Origin of the sequence: Micromonospora sp. NPDC049004 (genome assembly GCF_040649315.1) — a bacterium.
GTDB lineage: Bacteria > Actinomycetota > Actinomycetes > Mycobacteriales > Micromonosporaceae > Micromonospora.
In genome coordinates, this window is sequence record NZ_JBEZFG010000004.1 from 511,731 (window position 1) to 528,185 (window position 16,455).

The window sequence follows — 16,455 nt, forward strand, 5'->3', positions numbered from 1 at the left end:
CGTTGAGGGTCTGGGCGTGTTTTATACTACGGGGCCGGCGTGCGGGGGCCCCGGACGACCCCCGCGGGGGTTGGGGTTTCGCCCGAAAACAACACCGGTATCCGGACGAAACCGCGCCTTGCCGGATCGCCGCCCGGACTCCGCCTCGGCTCGACCGCCCTTATAAAACAGGCCCTTAGCTGAGAACGGTTCACATTGTTCCTACCGGCCAGTAGCGTGGGGCCTCGGTCATGAGGAACGAAGGGGAGCGGCGAATGACGGAGCGGATCGAGGGTCACGGCGGAGAACTGGCCCTCGCGGCACTACGCGCCCACGGCGTACGGGAGATGTTCACGCTGTCCGGCGGGCACGTCTTCCCGCTGTACGACGCCGCGCACAAGGCCGACTTCCCGATCTACGACGTCCGGCACGAGCAGTCCGCGGTCTTCGCCGCCGAGGCGGTGGCCAAGCTCCAGCGCCGTCCCGGCCTCGCCGTGCTCACCGCCGGGCCGGGAGTCACCAACGGCATCTCGGGCATGACCAGCGCCTTCTTCAACGCGTCCCCGGTGCTGGTGCTCGGTGGCCGGGCACCAGCGTTCCGCTGGGGATCGGGCAGCCTCCAGGAGATGGACCACCTGCCGCTGGTCGCCCCGGTCACCAAGCACGCCGAGACGGTGTTCAGCACCGACGACATCCCGCGTGCGGTGGGCGCGGCCCTCACCGCCGCGCTTACCCCGCACCGCGGACCGGTCTTCCTGGACTTCCCGCTGGAGACCGTCTTCTCGGTCGCCGACGCCGACCTGCCCGCGCCGTCCGGCGTCGACCCCGTCGAGCCGGACCCGGACGAGGTCAGCCGGGCCGCGACGCTGATCGCCGGTGCGCAGCGGCCGGTCATCATCGCCGGCTCGGACGTGTACGCGGGCGACGCGGTGGCCGCCCTGCGCGAGGCGGCCGAGGCGTTGCAGGTGCCGGTCTTCACCAACGGCATGGGCCGCGGCTCCCTGCCCCCGGAGCATCCCCTCGCCTTCGCCAAGGCCCGCCGCGCCGCGCTCTCCGGCGCCGACGTCGTTGTGGTGGTCGGCACGCCGCTGGACTTCCGGCTCAGCTTCGGGGACTTCGGCGACGCCAAGGTGGTGCACATCGTCGACGCGCCAAGCCAGCGCGCCACGCACGTGCAGCCGGCCGTGGCCCCGGCCGGCGACCTGCGCCTGATCCTCTCCGCGCTGGCCGACCACGCCGGTGACCGGGCCGACCACACCGACTGGATCGCCGACCTGCGGGTCGCCGAGGACGCGGCGAAGGCCCGGGACGCCGCCGAGATGGCCGCCGAGACCGACCCGATCCGGCCGGCCCGCATCTACGGCGAACTGCGCCGGGCCCTCGCCCCGGACGCGATCACCATCGGTGACGGCGGCGACTTCGTCTCGTACGCCGGTCGGTACCTGGAGCCGTCGCAGCCCGGCACCTGGCTGGACCCGGGCCCGTACGGCTGCCTGGGCACCGGAATGGGCTACGCGATGGGCGCCCGGGTCAGCCACCCGGACCGGCAGATCTGCGTGCTGATGGGCGATGGCGCGGCCGGCTTCTCGCTGATGGACGTCGAGTCGCTGGTCCGCCAGAAGCTGCCGGTGGTGATCGTCGTCGGCAACAACGGCATCTGGGGGCTGGAGAAGCACCCGATGAAGGCCATGTACGGCTACGACGTCGCCGCCGACCTCCAGCCCGAGCTGCGCTACGACACGGTGGTCAGCGCGCTCGGCGGCGCCGGGGAGACGGTCGCCAAGGCCGCCGACCTGGGCCCGGCCCTCAAGCGGGCGTTCGACGCCGGAGTGCCGTACCTGGTGAACGTGCTCACCGACCCGACCGACGCGTACCCCCGGTCGTCGAACCTGGCCTGAGTCGCACCCGCCGCCGCCGTCGCCCCTCGCGGGCGGCGGCGGCGCGGCGTCTTCCCGCAGCTAAATAGGCGGAATGTCAGCGTCGGTCGTCGTAACGTCAGCGCGGGATCGGCGGGATGTCAGCCCTGTCGCCCATGGTGGTGTCATCACCCGCAGACGACAGGAGTTGCGATGGACCACGCGATCCGCGCCGAGGGTCTGGTGCGGCGTTTCGGCGCCACCACCGCCCTCGCCGGAGTTGACCTGGCGGTCCCGACCGGGACGGTCTTCGGTCTGCTCGGGCCGAACGGCGCCGGCAAGACCACTGCGGTACGGGTGCTCGCCACCCTGCTGCGCGCCGACGAGGGACATGCCACCGTGGGCGGCTTCGACGTGGTCCGCGACGCCCACCGCGTGCGTCAGCTGATCGGCCTCACCGGCCAGTACGCCTCGGTCGACGAGACCCTGACCGGCGCGGAGAACCTGCTGCTGATCGGGCGGTTGCTCGGCCTGCGCCGGGCCGACGCCAAGCAGCGGGGCCGGCAACTGCTCGACGACTTCGGGCTGAGCGACGCCGCCGACCGGGCCGTGAAGACGTTCTCCGGCGGGATGCGGCGGCGACTGGACCTCGCCGCCAGCCTGGTCGGTAGGCCGCAGGTGCTGTTCCTCGACGAGCCGACCACCGGCCTGGACCCGCGCAGCCGCAACGACCTGTGGGACGTCGTCCGTACCTTGGTCGCGGACGGGGTGACGGTGCTGCTCACCACCCAGTATCTGGAGGAGGCCGACCAGCTCGCCGGCGAGATCGCCGTGGTCGACCACGGGCGGGTGATCGCCCAGGGGACGCCGGAGGAGCTGAAGGCGAAGACCGGCGGGCAGACCCTCACCGTGCGTCCGGTCGACCTCAGCGACCTGGGCACCGTGGTCGCCATCGCCGGCGAGGTGGCCGGCGTGACCCCCGAGGTCGCACAGACCGCGGTCACCGTCGCGGTGAACGACCCGCGCGTACTGCCCGTCATGGTGAGCCGCCTCGACGCGGCCGAGATCCCGGTCGCCGAGCTGGCGCTGCGCGGCGCGAGCCTGGACGAGGTCTTCCTCTCCCTCACCGGCCACCGGGCCGAGGACGCCCCGGCCGACACCGACCTGGAAAGGACCCCGGCATGACCTCCGTGACGCTCAGTCCCGCGCTCGCCCCGGCCCGGCGACTCGGAGTCGCCGCCGGGCTGCGGCACACCTTCACGCTGGCCTGGCGCAGCCTCGTGCAGATCAAACACAACCCGATGGAGCTGCTCGACCTCAGCATCCAGCCGGTGATGTTCGTGCTGCTGTTCACCTACGTCTTCGGCACGGCCATCGCCGGCTCGTCCGGCGAGTACCTCACCTTCATGCTGCCCGGCATCATGGTGCAGAACGCGCTCTTCGCCACGATGACGACGGGGTTCGGGCTGAACAACGACCTCACCAAGGGCGTCTTCGACCGGCTGCGGGCGCTGCCCATCGCCCGGTGGGCGCCGCTGGCCGGCCGGATCCTCGCCGACACCGTCAAGCAGGCGTGGTCGATCGCGCTGCTGCTCGGCGTCGGGTCGATCCTCGGCTTCCGGGTCGGCAACGGCGTGCTCGGCGTGGTGGGGGCGTTCGCGCTGCTGCTGGCGTTCACGCTGGCCGCGTCCTGGATCTCGGTGCTCGTCGGGGTGCTGGTGAGTGAACCGGACAAGGTGCAGATCTTCGGCTTCATGGTGATCTTCCCGCTGACCTTCACCAGCAACATCTTCGTCCCGACCGACCGGATGCCCGGCTGGTTGCAGAACTGGGTGGAGGTCAACCCGGTGACAGTGGTGGCCGACGCGCTGCGGGGCCTGCTGGTCGGTGGGCCGGTGGCCGGGCCGGTGCTCCAGACGCTGCTGTGGGGCGCCGGCATCGCGGTGATCTTCGCGCCGCTGGCCGTACGCGGCCTCAGGCGTCGGGTCTGAGGGGCGTACCGGCCGAGCTGGTGCTCACACCTCCGGCCGGTCACCCTCACGGGGCGGCTCACCGTCGCGGCGGCGCAGGTCGTCCTCACGCCGGCGCAGGTCCTCCTCCCAGCGGCGGAAGAGCTCCTGGTCCTGTTGGCGGGTGCGGTCCTGCACGGAGCGCAGGAACTCCGGGTCGTCGTCGGGAGCGAGCGGGCGGCGCGGCTGCCGGTCGGTGGAGCCGTTGCCGGAGGGCCACGCCGTGCGGGTCGCGGTGCCGGGCTCCCGGCCGGCGATGAACCAGGCGATCGACCCGACCAGGGGGAAGAACAGGATGATCAGCACCCAGGCGATCCGGGGAAGGGCGCGGATCTGGCCCTCCTCGGCGGAGAGGCAACTGATCAGCGCGCAGACGGCGAGGACGATCTGCGCCAGGAAGAGGAGAACGTACAGCCGGGCCATGCACCCATCATGGCGCACCGCGTCCCGTCACCACAGTCCGCGAACCGTCACCAGCACGCCGAGCAGTGCGAGCCCGACGGTGCCCAGCGCGACCAGCGGCAACGTCCGGCCGCCGGTGCGGGCGGCCCCGGTGCCGGTGCCGCGGGGCCAGCAGAGCACGAGCACGCCGCCCCAGAACAGGACGGCCGCACCGGCGACCACCGCTCCGAACGGGCCGCCGTTGGACGCCAACCGGACGGCGAGCGCGGTCACCACGGTCAGCGTCAGCAGGGTGCGTCGCCAGGCCAGCCGGGTCCGCTCCGGTTGCAGCCCGGGATCGCGTCCGGCGCTCACCGTCCGCCGATCGCGCGCGCCAGCACCGCGATGACCAGCAGCACCGCGCCGGCGCCCACGGCGAGGGCGAGGACGGCGGGGAAGCGGGAGGCGGGCAGCTCCTGACCGAGCCGGATGGCCCGTTCGGTACGCGCCCAGTGGTCCACGGCGCGGATCGCGACGGCGCCGCCGAGCAGCAGCAGCGCGACAGCGATGACCTCCCGCAGGTGGCTCATCGGCAGCTGCGGCAGGAACTGCGCGGCGGCCAGCCCGCCACCGACCAGCGCCAGGCTGGTGCGCAGCCAGGCCAGGAAGGTCCGCTCGTTGGCCAGCGAGAACCGGTAGTCGGGCGTCTCACCGACGGCCCGCGCCTCGGCCGGGTCGAACCACCGCCTGATCACCTCCCACATGCTGGGAGATTATCCGCTTCCCCCGGGTCTTAGCCTGAGCAGGTGACGGATCTTGATGTGACCACGCTGCGCACCGCCTACGACAACCAGCTCCGCCCGGAGATCCCCGACCCGGTTCCGGCCGGGGTGACCGTGGAGCGGGACGGGCCGCTGGTCCGGATCATCGGGCTCGACGCCGGGGGGTTCCTCACCTACCGCGACCTGGGCGGGTTGACCGGCGACGCGCTGGACGAGCTGATCGCCCGGCAGGTGGCGCTGTTCCGCGAGCGCGGCCAGTCGGTCGAGTGGAAGCTCAACGGGCACGACGAACCGGCGGACCTGGCGGATCGGCTGCGCGCCGCCGGCTTCGTGCCGGAGGACCGGGAGACCGTCGTGGTCGGGCCGGTCGCGCCGCTGGCCGCCGCGCTGCCCGTCGTCCCCGAGGGGGTACGCCTTCGTGAGGTGAGCGCCCGCGTCGACCTGGAGCGGATCGCCGCCATGGAGGAGGAGGTCTGGCGGGAGGACCGCTCCCACCTCGTGTGGGGTCTGGCCAAGGAGATCGACGCCGACCCGCACTCGATCACCGTGGTGGTGGCGGAGGTGGACGACACGGTGGTCAGCGCCGGCTGGGTGCGCTTCCCGGCGAACACCGGCTTCGCCACCCTGTGGGGTGGCTCGACCCTGGCGCAGTGGCGGCACCGGGGCATCTACCGGGCGCTGGTCACCTACCGGGCCCGGCTGGCCGACCAGCGGGGCCGGACGCTGCTGCAGGTCGACTGTTCCGAGGACAGCCGGCCGATCCTGGAGCGACTCGGCCTCGTCCCGGTCACCACCACCACCCCGTACGTCTACACTCCGTGATCATGGAACAGCGGTTGACGGACGAGGAGCGCCTGACCCTCAAGACGGGTGCCTTCGGCGCGGTCTTCCTGGTCTCGAACGCCGATCCGGGGATGCTGGGCGTGATCCGGGAGAGCGTCGCCGCCTCCGGCGCGTTGGCCGACGCCAGTGGGGTGGTCAAGGAGGCGCTGACCACCGGTCCGCTGCCCCGGCTGCCCCGGGACTCCCAGCTGGAGATCGAGTCGGTGGTGTTGCCGGCGCTCGGCCGGGCGGTGCGGATCCTGCGGGAGAAGTCGCCGGCCGACGTCGAGGCGTACCGCTCGGTGGTGTTGACCGCGGCGGACCGGGTGGCCCGCGCGCACGACGGGGTGGCCCCGGCGGAGGCCGCCGCCATCGACCAGATCCGGGGTGCGCTGGCCGAGCCGGCCTGACCGCACGAGGTGCCGGTGAGCTGTGTCACTCTGAGTGCCCGGTGGTCGCAACCTACTGGCAGGTAACATTGCGCCGTGGGCAACTGCACAGCAGCCCGCGGTTGACCTGGCGTCGACCGACGCGCGAGGCTGCGGCCCAACCGGGCGAGCCAATCGCAACACCACACAGGAGGGTCGTCGAAGCGCGATGAATATCGTCGTACTCGTCAAGCAGGTGCCTGATTCGGGCGCGGACCGCAACCTGCGCAATGACGACAACACCGTCGACCGCGGTTCGGCGAACAACGTGATCAACGAGATGGACGAGTACGCCATCGAGGAGGCGCTGAAGATCAAGGAGGCGCACGGTGGCGAGGTCACCATCCTGACGATGGGTCCGGACCGGGCGACCGAGTCGATCCGTAAGGCGCTCTCCATGGGCCCGGACAAGGCCGTGCACGTCGTGGACGACGCCCTGCACGGTTCCTGCGCCGTGGCCACCTCGAAGGTGCTCGCCGCCGCCCTCGGTCAGCTCAACGCCGACCTGGTGATCTGCGGCGCCGAGTCCACCGACGGCCGGGTCCAGGTCATGCCGCACATGATCGCCGAGCGGCTCGGCGTCGCGGCGCTCACCGGCGCCCGCAAGCTCACCGTCGACGGCGCCACGCTGACCGTCGAGCGGCAGACCGAGGAGGGCTACGAGGTCGTCACCGCCTCCACCCCGGCCGTGGTCTCCGTGTGGGACACCATCAACGAGCCGCGCTACCCCTCGTTCAAGGGCATCATGGCGGCCAAGAAGAAGCCGGTGCAGACGTTCTCCCTGGCCGACCTCGGCGTCGCGCCGACCGAGGTGGGCTTCGACGGTGCGACAAGCGCCGTCGTCGAGCACACCAAGCGCCCGCCGCGCTCCGGCGGCGCCAAGATCACCGATGAGGGCGAGGGCGGCGTCAAGCTGGTCGAGTTCCTCGCCACCGAGAAGTTCGTGTGAGAGGGGGGTTCTGACATGTCTGAGGTTCTCGTCGTCGTCGAAGCCACCAAGGAATTCGGCGTCAAGAAGGTCACCCTGGAGATGCTCACCCTCGCGCGTGAGCTGGGCACCCCGAGCGCCGTGGTGCTCGGTGGCGCCGGCGCGGCCGAGGCGCTGAGCGCCAAGCTGGGCGAGTACGGCGCGGAGAAGATCTACGCCGCCGAGGGTGACGAGATCGACGGCTACCTGGTGGCCCCCAAGGCGACCGTGCTGGCCGAGCTGGTCAACCGGGTGCAGCCGGCCGCCGTGCTGCTGGCCTCGGCTCAGGAGGGCAAGGAGATCGCCGCCCGCCTCGCCGTCAAGCTGGACAACGGCATCCTGACCGACGTGGTCGGCCTGGCCGCCGACGGCACCGCCACCCAGGTCGCCTTCGCCGGCTCCACCATCGTCAAGTCCAAGGTCACCAAGGGTCTGCCGCTGGTCACCGTCCGGCCCAACTCGGTCACCCCGGCCCCGGCCGCCGCGAGCCCGGCGATCGAGCAGCTGACCGTGTCGGTCACCGACACCGACAAGCTGGCCAAGGTCGTCGAGCGGGTCGCCGAGCAGAAGGGCTCCCGCCCCGAGCTGACCGAGGCCGGCGTCGTCGTCTCCGGTGGCCGGGGTGTCGGCAACGCCGACAACTTCAAGCTGGTCGAGGAGCTGGCCGACCTGCTCGGCGGCGCCGTCGGCGCGTCCCGTGCGGCTGTCGACTCCGGCTTCTACCCGCACCAGTTCCAGGTGGGTCAGACCGGCAAGACGGTCTCTCCGCAGCTCTACGTCGCGCTCGGCATCTCCGGCGCCATCCAGCACCGGGCCGGCATGCAGACCTCGAAGACGATCGTCGCCGTCAACAAGGACGGCGAGGCACCGATCTTCGAGTTGGCCGACTTCGGCGTGGTGGGCGACCTGTTCAAGATCGTCCCGCAGGCCGCCGAGGAGATCCGCAAGCGTAAGTGACAGTGCAGGAACCGAAAAGTGGCCGCCCGTCGCCGGGCGGCCACTTTTTCGTGGGGAGCTGATCAGCGGGCCGGGGAGCTGAGCCGGCCCGCTGATCAGCCCGTCAGGGTGCCTCTCAACAGGCTGTCGCCGGAGTGGCGGGTGTTGTTGTCGTACTTCTCAGCGGAGACGTCGACCACCGAGTAGCTCTTGAGGTCGACATTCGGAGGCAGGGGCAGCAGAGCGTCCGAGTCGACACCGAGGGTGCCGATCGAGAACATCTCCATGTTCGTCGGGTTGATGAGCCAGACCTCGTAGTACCCCGGCACGCGCGGGAGATTCGCCACATGCAGATGCAGTTGGCCGCTCTGCAGAACCCGCGCGTCACCCTGGGCGGACTTCGGCGTCGAACCGAAGGCCGCCAGGGGCGCGCTGGCCAGCACCGCGGGCGTCGGAGCGGGCGCCGGGTCGTCCGGGCGCAGCACCGAGACGGTGCCCACCACGCCGACCGCCGCCGCCGCGACGGCGGTCACCGCGGTGGCCGCCCAGCGCGACCAACCGGCACGCCGACGCGACCGTGACCGGCCGCCCCGTCCGGGGCCCGCGACATCCGGCGCCGCAGGCGCGGTCGGCGAGCCACCCGGCCGCTGCCCGATCGTCGCCTGCTCGGCGGCCTGCTGCCGGCGGGCCTCGGTCAGCGACGGTACGGCCTCGGCCGCCCTGATCTCGGCGGCGATGCCCCGCCAGATGTGCTCCGGCGGGTCGGGCAGGTCACCGAGACCCTGCGTCTCCACGCCGAGCCCGGCCACCTGCCGCAGAGCCGTCAGCTCCGCGCGGCAGTGCGCGCAGGTGTCGAGGTGGGTGCTCTCCCCGTTGTCCGCGTCGCTCTCACCGAGCGCCAGAAAAACCAGCCGCTCGTGCTCCAGGTGCTGCACCGTCCACCTCCCATCTGCGTTTCAAGCTCGCCATGCCGCGCCGGATGTGACTCTTCACTGTGCCCAGCGGCACCCCGGTCACCGTGGCTATCTGCTGGTGTGTCAGGTCGTCGTAGAAGGCCAGCTCCAGCATGCGTCGCTGGTCGTCGGGCAGGCGTGCCAGCTCGTCCGCGATGACCAGCCGGTCCACCACCCGGTCCGGGTCCGGTGTCGACTGCGCCGGCTCGGGCAACTGCCGGACCGTCTCCACCACGCGGGTCTCCCGCGCCGTGGCCCGCATCCGGTCGATCACCTTGCGCCGGCCGATGCCGAGCAGCCAGCCGATCAACGACCCCTTGGCCGGATCGAAGGTGTCCCTTCCCAGCCAGGCGGCCACGAACGTCGCCTGCGTCACATCCTCGGCGTCGGCGCGGTTGGCCAGCATGGAGGTGGCCAGGTGGAGGACGGCACGGCCGTAGCGGTCGTACGCCTCGCGCAGCGCCACCTCGTCGCCGGACCGAAACCGGGGCGCGAGGTCGTCCACCGGTGGGTCCGGTTGTTGTGGTAGCGCCGTCATCAGGCGTCCCGCCTTCGATGGGGCATACCCGACTGTAGCTGCCACAGTCCCCGCCCCACTTTCCCGGTCGATGTCATCTCACCAGCTCTTCGTCCGTCGGACCCGATCCGGATGCGGTGGTGGCCGGAAAAAGAAATCGCGTCGAGGGCGCATCCAGCCGTCGCGGAGCCGGCGTAACCCGTTCTGCAAGCCAGGCCTGAATCAGCACCAATCACCAGGAGGCAGACATGCAGCTCTCGTACTTCCGTCGGGTCGCCGCGGGCGGCGCCGTCGCCGCGTTGGCCTTCGCCGGCGTCGCCGCGTTCACCGCCAGCCCCGCGTACGCCGCCACCTCGAAGGTCTCCGTCGTGCACGGCATCCCGGACACCCCTGTCGACGTCTACGTCAACGGCAAGAAGACGCTCAACAACTTCAAGCCCGGTGACGTGGCCGGCCCGCTGAACCTGGCCGAGGGCGAGTACGACATCGCCCTCACCAAGCCGGGCGAGCCGGTCGGCAGCGCGATCCTCAAGGTCGACAACGCCGAGGTGCCGGGTGGGGCGAACATCAGCCTCGCCGCCCACCTCGACGCCGCCGGCAAGCCGAAGATCACGCCGTTCGTGAACGACGTCTCGAAGGTCGACGCCGGTAAGGCCCGGCTGATCGTCCGGCACACCGCCGCCGCCCCGGCGGTCGACGTGCGTGCCGGTGGCACCCCGGTCTTCAAGGGCCTGACCAACCCGAAGGAGGCCAAGGCCGACGTCGACGCCGGCACGGTGAAGGCGGACGTGGTGCTGGCCGGCACCGACACCGTGGCCATCGGCCCGGCGGACCTCAACCTCAAGGAGGGCACTGCCACGATCGTCTACGCGATCGGCTCGGCCGAGGACAAGAACCTCGACGTGGTGGCCCAGACGATCACCGGCCTGCACTCCGCCCCGGGCGGCGTGCCGAGCGGTGACGGTGGCCAGGCGGGCACCGGCGTGCAGACCTGGTGGTACGCGCTGGCCGGTGCCGGCGTACTCCTGCTGCTCGGTGGTGGGGTGCGGATGGCGACCGCGCGGACCGGTCGCAAGTGACGGTGCGCAACCGCGGCGCGCTGGCGGCCCTGGCCGCCGGCGTTGCCGCGCTCACCGTCGCCACCCTGGTGGCGTGCAACTCCCAGCCGGCCGGGAACGTCGGCGCCGAGGAGGCGAGCACGCTTGCCGCCAGCGCGACCCCCTCGGCCGTCGACGCCGACCCGTCGGTGCCGGTGGCCGCCGGTGAGCTGCCGGCCGGCGCCGGGATCGTCCCCCCGGTCCGGCTGGTGATCCCCGGGATCGACGTCACGGCCACTGTCAACGCGGTAGGCATCAACGAGCGGACCAACGAGTTCGAGGTGCCGCCCAGCGTCGATCAGATCGGCTGGTACCGCTACGGCCCCGGCCTGGAGGCGGACGCCGGTTCGGTGGTCATCGCCGGTCACGTGGACAGCGCAAAGCAGGGCAAGGGGGCGTTCTTCCGGCTGCGCGAGCTGGACCAGGGCGACACCCTGACCGCGACCGGCAGCGACGGCAAGGCGCGCGAGTACCGGGTCGTCGCCCGGGAGGAGTACGCCAAGACCAAGATCCCGCTGGAGCGGTACTTCGCCCGCGACGGCAAGCCGCGACTGACGCTGATCACCTGCGGCGGGCCGTTCGACGCCAAGGCCCGCAAGTACCGCGACAACATCGTCGTCACGGCGGTGCCCGCCTGACCGGGCGGCCGCGACGGTGCCGGGGTGGGGGAATCCCACCCCGGCACCGTCGCATGGAGCCCACTCCGCCCTCCGGTCCCGGACAACCCGGCCGTACGCTGAACGGTGATGGCTTACCTGGATCACGCGGCGACGACTCCGATGCTCGACGAGGCACTGGAGGCGTACGTCGCTACCGCCCGCGAGGTCGGCAACGCGTCCTCCCTGCACGCGGCGGGTCGTCGTGCCCGTCGCCGGGTCGAGGAGTCGCGCGAGCGGGTGGCCGCGGTGCTGGGCGCCCGGCCGTCCGAGGTGATCTTCACCGGTGGCGGCACGGAGAGCGACAACCTCGCGGTCAAGGGCATCTTCTGGGCCCGCCGGGGCGCCGGCCCCGACCGCCGACGGGTGATCTCCAGCGCCGTCGAGCACCACGCCGTGCTGGATTCGGTCGACTGGCTCATCGAGCACGAGAGAGCCGAGGTCGGCTGGCTGCCGGTGGACTCCGCCGGTCGTCTCGACCCGGAGACCCTGCGTGCCGAGCTGACCGCGCATGCCGACCGGGTGGCCCTGGTCACCGCCATGTGGGCCAACAACGAGGTCGGCACCGTACAGCCGGTGGCCGAGCTGGCCGCCGTCGCCGCCGAGCACGGCGTGCCCTTCCACACCGACGCCATCCAGGCCGTCGGTCAGGTGCCCGTCGACTTCGCCGCCAGCGGGGCCGCCGCGCTCACCGTCACCGGGCACAAGCTGGGCGGCCCGATCGGGGTGGGCGCGCTGCTGCTCGGCCGGGACGTCGCGGCCGTCCCGCTGCTGCACGGTGGCGGCCAGGAACGCGACGTCCGTTCCGGCACGCTGGACACCGCGGGCATCGTCGCCTTCGCGGTCGCCGTCGAGACGGCAGTGAAGGGCCAGCAGGAGTACGCGGCCCGGGTCGCCGCGCTCCGCGACGATCTGATCGAGCGGGTCCGTCGGGCGGTGCCCGAGGTGGTCTACAACGGTGATCCGACCGACCGGCTGCCCGGCAACGCGCACTTCTCCTTCCCGGGCTGCGAGGGCGACGCCCTGCTGCTCCTGCTGGACGCCCAGGGCATCGCCTGCTCAACGGGTTCGGCCTGCTCGGCGGGAGTGGCCCAGCCCTCGCACGTCCTGCTGGCGATGGGCGCCGACGACGACCGCGCCCGTTCCTCCCTGCGTTTCACCCTCGGCCACACCAGCACCCAGGCCGAGATCGACGCCCTCGTCGCAGCCCTCCCGGCAGCAGTGGAACGAGCCCGCCGAGCAGCAGCCCCCCGCACCCCCCGCTAACCCCCCCCCGGGCAGGCCCGGGCGGCTAGCCCCCGTTGATCATGAAGTTGTTGCCGCGACACGCCGATCGGCAGGACAACAACTTCATGATCGACGCGCTGGGGGCGTGGGCGCTGGGCGTGGGGGTGGGGGTTGGGTGGGCTGGTGGTTAGGGTTGGTGGGGGAGGGGATTGCTGGTGAGAGTTCTGGCGGCGATGTCGGGCGGGGTTGACTCGGCCGTGGCGGCGGCGCGGGCGGTGGCGGCCGGGCATGACGTGACAGGCGTGCACCTGGCGCTGGCCCGCAACCCGCAGACGTACCGGACCGGGGCGCGCGGCTGCTGCACCCTGGAGGACTCCCGGGACGCCCGTCGGGCCGCCGATGTGATCGGCATCCCGTTCTACGTGTGGGACATGGCCGACCGTTTCCACGAGGACGTGGTCGACGACTTCGTGGCCGAGTACGCCGCAGGTCGTACGCCGAATCCGTGCCTGCGCTGCAACGAGAAGATCAAGTTCGCGGCGGTGCTGGACCGGGCGGTGGCCCTGGGCTTCGACGCGGTGGTCACCGGCCACCACGCCCGGCTCGGCCCGGACGGGCTGCTGCGCCGCAGCGTCGACGTGGCCAAGGACCAGTCGTACGTGCTGGCGGTCCTCACCCGCGAGCAGCTGGACCGGTCGATGTTCCCGCTCGGCGACTCGACGAAGGCGCAGGTCCGCGCGGAGGCCGCCGAGCGCGGCCTGGCGGTGGCCGACAAGCCGGACTCCCACGACATCTGCTTCATCGCCGACGGCGACACCCGCGGCTTCCTCGCCGGTCGGCTCGGCGAGGCGCCCGGCGACGTCGTCGACGCGAGCACCGGCGCGGTGGTCGGCAGTCACACCGGCGCGTACGCCTACACCGTGGGGCAGCGTCGCGGCCTGCACCTGGACCGGCCCGCCCCCGACGGCCGGCCGCGCTACGTGCTCTCCATCACGCCCAAGACCAACACGGTCACCGTCGGTCCGGCCGAGGCGCTGGAGGTCTCCCAGGTACGGGCCACCCGCCCGGTCTGGACCGGTGGCCCCCGTCCGGCCGCGCCGGTCGAGTGCGAGGTGCAGTTGCGCGCGCACGGTGACGTGGTGCCGGCGACCGTCGACCTCGACGGCGACACGCTGCACGCCGAGCTGCGTCGGCCGGTCCGCGGTGTGGCTGCCGGGCAGGCCGTGGTGGCGTACCGACCGGACCCGGCCGGCGACATCGTCCTCGGCTCCGCGACCATCACCGGCTGACCGCACGGTCGCCGAGCGGCCGGCGCGGCCAGCGGGATAGCCTTCGGCCGTGACAGATCAGGCGTGGCCCTGGCCGGCCGGCGCGGCGACCGGTATCGGTTCGCTGCCCGGCACCGACATCGCCGAGGCCCAGCGGGTCGTCCTCGGTGAGCTTCCCGAGCTGCCGCACCTGCCCGAACTGCCCGCACGTGGCCCCGGCGCCGACCTGATCGGCCGCAGCGCCGGGCTGCTGGTCGAGCTGCCCGTCGAGCTGTACACCGGGCGTTGGCGGGTCGCCCCCCGCCCCGGCCGCGACCTGCGCCGGGCCCGGGACCTGATGGAACGCGACCTGGACCAGCTCGCCGAGCAGGCCGAGGGGTACGCCGGCCCGATCAAGGTGCAGGCCGCCGGCCCCCTCACCCTGGCCGCCTCGCTGGAACTGCCGATCGGCGGCCGGCTGCTGCGTGACACCGGCGCGGTCCGCGACCTCACCGGCTCCCTCGCCGAAGGGCTGCGCGGGCACGTCGCGGCGGTCGCCCGACGGCTGCCCGGGGCGTCGGTGCTGCTGCAACTGGACGAGCCGTCGCTGCCGACCGTGCTGGCCGGTCGGGTGCCCACCGAGAGCGGGCTGGGCGCGTACCGGGCGGTGGAGTCAGCCGACGCGGCCGCTCTGCTGCGCACTGTCGTCGACGCGGTGGGCGTACCCACTGTGGTGCACTGCTGCGCCCCGCAGGTGCCGCTGGAGCTGATCCGTTCCACCGGCGCCGTCGCGGTCGCCCTCGACCTCGACCTGGTCACCGACCTGGACCCGCTGGGCGAGGCCATCGACGCGGGCCTCGGACTGCTGGCCGGCGCTGCACCGACCCGGCCGCCGTCGGCCGGTGGCGCACCGACGTCCGCGCAGGTCGCCGACCGGGTACGCCAGATCTGGGACCGCCTCGGCTTTCCCCGTCGGCAGCTCGCCGAGCAGGTGGTCGTCACCCCGGCGTGCGGCCTGGCCGGAGCCACCCCCCAGTACGCCCGGGCGGTGCTCGCGGCCTGCCGGGACGCCGGCCGCCGGTTCACCGAGGAGTGACGTTTTCCTGTCGTACCCCGTGGGCAGGATGACGGTCATGATTGGACAGCTACGTTCAGTGGTGATCGACTGCCCCGATCCGCGGGCGCTGGCCGCGTTCTACTCCGAGCTGCTCGGCATCGCCCTGTTCGAGGCCGAGGGCGAGGCCGATGACGAGTGGGTGGTGCTGGGCGGCCCGCCCGGGCACCAGCCCCGCCTGGCGTTCCAGCGGGCACTCAACCTGCGGCCGCCGGCCTGGCCGGACCCGGAGCGCCCCCAGCAGTTCCACCTCGACGTGACGGTGGACGACATCGAGAGCGCGGAGAAGGCGGCGCTCGCGCTCGGTGCCCGGCGGCTGCCCGGCGAGGGCGAGGGCTTCCGGGTCTACGCCGACCCGGCCGGCCACCCGTTCTGCCTCTGCTGGGACTGAGCATGGCGTGGGTTGCGGCGGCCCGGCATCATGGCCGCCGTGATCCCCTCCTCTCCGTCGCGCGCCTCCGGTTCGCTCTTCGGCCTCGCCTACGGCGACGCCCTGGGCAAGCCCACCGAGTTCCTGACCGTCGCCGAGATCCAACGCCGCTACGGCCCGACCGGCCCGCGTGAGCTGACCGGCGAGCCGGCGCTGGTCACCGACGACACCCAGATGGCGCTGGCGGTGGGTTGGGCGCTGCACGAGGCGCCGTCGCTCACTCCGCAGGCGGTGGAGCCGCTGCTGCGACAGCGTTTCGTGGCCTGGTCGGTAAGCCCCGACAACAACCGCGCCCCCGGGATGACCTGCCTACGCGCCTGCGCCGACCTGGGCCGAGGGCTGCCCTGGCAGGAGGCGACGATCGCCGACTCCAAGGGCTGCGGCGCCAACATGCGCGTGACGCCGGTAGGGATGCTGGACACCGACCTCGACACACTGGCCGGACTGGCCCAGTTGCAGGCCGGCCTCACCCACGGCCACCCGACCGGGTTGGCCGCCAGCGACCTCACCACGTACGCCGTCTTCGCCCTGCGTGAGGGCGTCACGCTCGCGGAGCTTCCCGCGACTCTCACCGAGCGGGCGCGGTCCCAGCGCCGCGTCTACCACGGCGAGTGGCTGGGCGATCTCTGGCGGCGCCCCGGGGTCGACACGCCGGAGGAGTTCATCGCTCGCGGCTGGGACGAGTGCCTGGCGGCGCTGCGCCGACTGACCGTCGCCCTCGCCGAGCCGGACGACGGCGGCGACCCGTGCCGGGCAACGGGGGAGGGCTGGGTGGCCGAGGAGGCACTGGCCACCGCGCTGTTCTGCGCCGTACGCCACGCTGACGACCCGGTCGCCGCGCTGGCCCGGGGCGCGGCCACCGCCGGCGACTCCGATTCGATCGCCGCCCTGGCCGGCGCCTTCGTGGGCGCGGCCACCGGGATGGCGGCCTGGCCGCCCGGATGGGCCGACCGCATCGAGTACGCCGACCAACTCGCCACCCTCGGCGCGGCCTGGGACTGACCGACCGTCCCCGGGTCGGGGTGGGGTGATCGACTCGGGTTCCTTGAAGTCG

19 protein-coding genes are annotated in these 16,455 nt (G+C 72.5%); 14 read left to right on the forward strand and 5 right to left on the reverse strand.

Annotation, left to right across the window (positions count from 1 at the left end):
* Window positions 1-254 precede the first annotated feature (254 nt).
* From AB0B97_RS15715 to AB0B97_RS15725, 3 genes are all read left to right on the forward strand, one after another.
* Window positions 255-1,877: an acetolactate synthase gene (locus tag AB0B97_RS15715; protein WP_357494129.1), complete on the forward strand. Its 1,623-nt coding sequence runs from the start codon at window positions 255-257 to the stop codon at window positions 1,875-1,877.
* 171 nt (window positions 1,878-2,048) lie between these two features.
* Window positions 2,049-3,020 (forward strand): ATP-binding cassette domain-containing protein, encoded by a 972-nt coding sequence (locus tag AB0B97_RS15720; RefSeq protein ID WP_357494131.1) that lies wholly within the window; start codon window positions 2,049-2,051, stop codon window positions 3,018-3,020.
* Complete coding sequence (locus AB0B97_RS15725; protein ID WP_357494133.1) at window positions 3,017-3,826, forward strand: ABC transporter permease; 810 nt, start codon at window positions 3,017-3,019, stop codon at window positions 3,824-3,826. The genes AB0B97_RS15720 and AB0B97_RS15725 overlap by 4 nt, the downstream gene beginning before the upstream one ends.
* 24 nt (window positions 3,827-3,850) lie before the next feature.
* Here AB0B97_RS15725 and AB0B97_RS15730 read toward each other — a convergent pair whose 3' ends face one another.
* Genes AB0B97_RS15730 through AB0B97_RS15740 form a run of 3 tightly spaced genes read right to left on the reverse strand, consistent with a single transcriptional unit; the run spans window position 3,851 to window position 4,989 of the window.
* Window positions 3,851-4,267 carry a PLD nuclease N-terminal domain-containing protein gene (locus AB0B97_RS15730; RefSeq protein WP_357494135.1) on the reverse strand — a complete coding sequence of 139 codons (417 nt, stop codon included), beginning with the start codon at window positions 4,265-4,267 and terminating at the stop codon, window positions 3,851-3,853.
* A 27-nt stretch (window positions 4,268-4,294) separates the two neighbouring features.
* Window positions 4,295-4,600: a DUF202 domain-containing protein gene (locus tag AB0B97_RS15735; RefSeq protein WP_357494137.1), complete on the reverse strand. Its 306-nt coding sequence runs from the start codon at window positions 4,598-4,600 to the stop codon at window positions 4,295-4,297.
* Entirely contained in the window at window positions 4,597-4,989 is a 393-nt protein-coding gene (locus tag AB0B97_RS15740) for a DUF202 domain-containing protein (RefSeq protein WP_354855211.1), read from the reverse strand. The genes AB0B97_RS15735 and AB0B97_RS15740 overlap by 4 nt, the downstream gene beginning before the upstream one ends.
* A 42-nt stretch (window positions 4,990-5,031) precedes the next feature.
* On the opposite strand from AB0B97_RS15740, the gene AB0B97_RS15745 reads away from it, so the two are divergent.
* The 4 genes from AB0B97_RS15745 (at window position 5,032) to AB0B97_RS15760 (ending at window position 8,181) form a co-directional block, all read left to right on the forward strand.
* Window positions 5,032-5,829 (forward strand): GNAT family N-acetyltransferase, encoded by a 798-nt coding sequence (locus tag AB0B97_RS15745; protein ID WP_357494139.1) that lies wholly within the window; start codon window positions 5,032-5,034, stop codon window positions 5,827-5,829.
* Window positions 5,826-6,239 (forward strand): hypothetical protein, encoded by a 414-nt coding sequence (locus AB0B97_RS15750; protein WP_354855213.1) that lies wholly within the window; start codon window positions 5,826-5,828, stop codon window positions 6,237-6,239. Before AB0B97_RS15745 ends, AB0B97_RS15750 begins: the two co-directional genes overlap by 4 nt.
* A 187-nt stretch (window positions 6,240-6,426) precedes the next feature.
* A complete protein-coding gene (locus tag AB0B97_RS15755; RefSeq protein ID WP_344357351.1) occupies window positions 6,427-7,206 on the forward strand; it encodes an electron transfer flavoprotein subunit beta/FixA family protein in 780 nt (259 codons plus the stop codon).
* 15 nt (window positions 7,207-7,221) lie between these two features.
* On the forward strand, window positions 7,222-8,181 hold the full coding sequence (locus AB0B97_RS15760) for an electron transfer flavoprotein subunit alpha/FixB family protein (protein ID WP_234581336.1): 960 nt from the start codon (window positions 7,222-7,224) through the stop codon (window positions 8,179-8,181).
* 95 nt (window positions 8,182-8,276) lie between these two features.
* Here the strand turns inward: AB0B97_RS15760 and AB0B97_RS15765 are convergent, their stop codons facing one another.
* Complete coding sequence (locus AB0B97_RS15765) at window positions 8,277-9,095, reverse strand: anti-sigma factor (RefSeq protein WP_357494142.1); 819 nt, start codon at window positions 9,093-9,095, stop codon at window positions 8,277-8,279.
* The gene (locus AB0B97_RS15770) at window positions 9,049-9,651 is read right to left on the reverse strand and encodes a sigma-70 family RNA polymerase sigma factor (protein ID WP_234581334.1); all 603 of its coding nucleotides are present in this window, start codon (window positions 9,649-9,651) and stop codon (window positions 9,049-9,051) included. The genes AB0B97_RS15765 and AB0B97_RS15770 overlap by 47 nt, the downstream gene beginning before the upstream one ends.
* A 227-nt stretch (window positions 9,652-9,878) precedes the next feature.
* Between AB0B97_RS15770 and AB0B97_RS15775 the strand changes: the two genes are divergently transcribed.
* The 7 genes from AB0B97_RS15775 to AB0B97_RS15805 all read left to right on the forward strand — a co-directional run bounded on the left by AB0B97_RS15775 (window position 9,879) and on the right by AB0B97_RS15805 (window position 16,403).
* Window positions 9,879-10,709 (forward strand): DUF4397 domain-containing protein, encoded by an 831-nt coding sequence (locus AB0B97_RS15775; protein ID WP_357494144.1) that lies wholly within the window; start codon window positions 9,879-9,881, stop codon window positions 10,707-10,709.
* Complete coding sequence (locus AB0B97_RS15780; RefSeq protein ID WP_357494146.1) at window positions 10,706-11,365, forward strand: class F sortase; 660 nt, start codon at window positions 10,706-10,708, stop codon at window positions 11,363-11,365. Before AB0B97_RS15775 ends, AB0B97_RS15780 begins: the two co-directional genes overlap by 4 nt.
* Before the next feature lie 108 nt (window positions 11,366-11,473).
* The gene (locus AB0B97_RS15785; RefSeq protein ID WP_357494148.1) at window positions 11,474-12,649 is read left to right on the forward strand and encodes a cysteine desulfurase family protein; all 1,176 of its coding nucleotides are present in this window, start codon (window positions 11,474-11,476) and stop codon (window positions 12,647-12,649) included.
* 176 nt (window positions 12,650-12,825) lie between these two features.
* The gene (mnmA, locus tag AB0B97_RS15790; protein ID WP_357494150.1) at window positions 12,826-13,899 is read left to right on the forward strand and encodes a tRNA 2-thiouridine(34) synthase MnmA; all 1,074 of its coding nucleotides are present in this window, start codon (window positions 12,826-12,828) and stop codon (window positions 13,897-13,899) included.
* Between the two features lie 49 nt (window positions 13,900-13,948).
* Entirely contained in the window at window positions 13,949-14,953 is a 1,005-nt protein-coding gene (locus AB0B97_RS15795; RefSeq protein ID WP_234581327.1) for a methionine synthase, read from the forward strand.
* Between the two features lie 37 nt (window positions 14,954-14,990).
* Window positions 14,991-15,362, forward strand: a complete 372-nt coding sequence (locus tag AB0B97_RS15800; RefSeq protein ID WP_234581326.1) for a VOC family protein — start codon at window positions 14,991-14,993, stop codon at window positions 15,360-15,362.
* A 30-nt stretch (window positions 15,363-15,392) separates the two neighbouring features.
* The gene (locus AB0B97_RS15805) at window positions 15,393-16,403 is read left to right on the forward strand and encodes an ADP-ribosylglycohydrolase family protein (protein WP_357494153.1); all 1,011 of its coding nucleotides are present in this window, start codon (window positions 15,393-15,395) and stop codon (window positions 16,401-16,403) included.
* Window positions 16,404-16,455 lie beyond the last annotated feature (52 nt).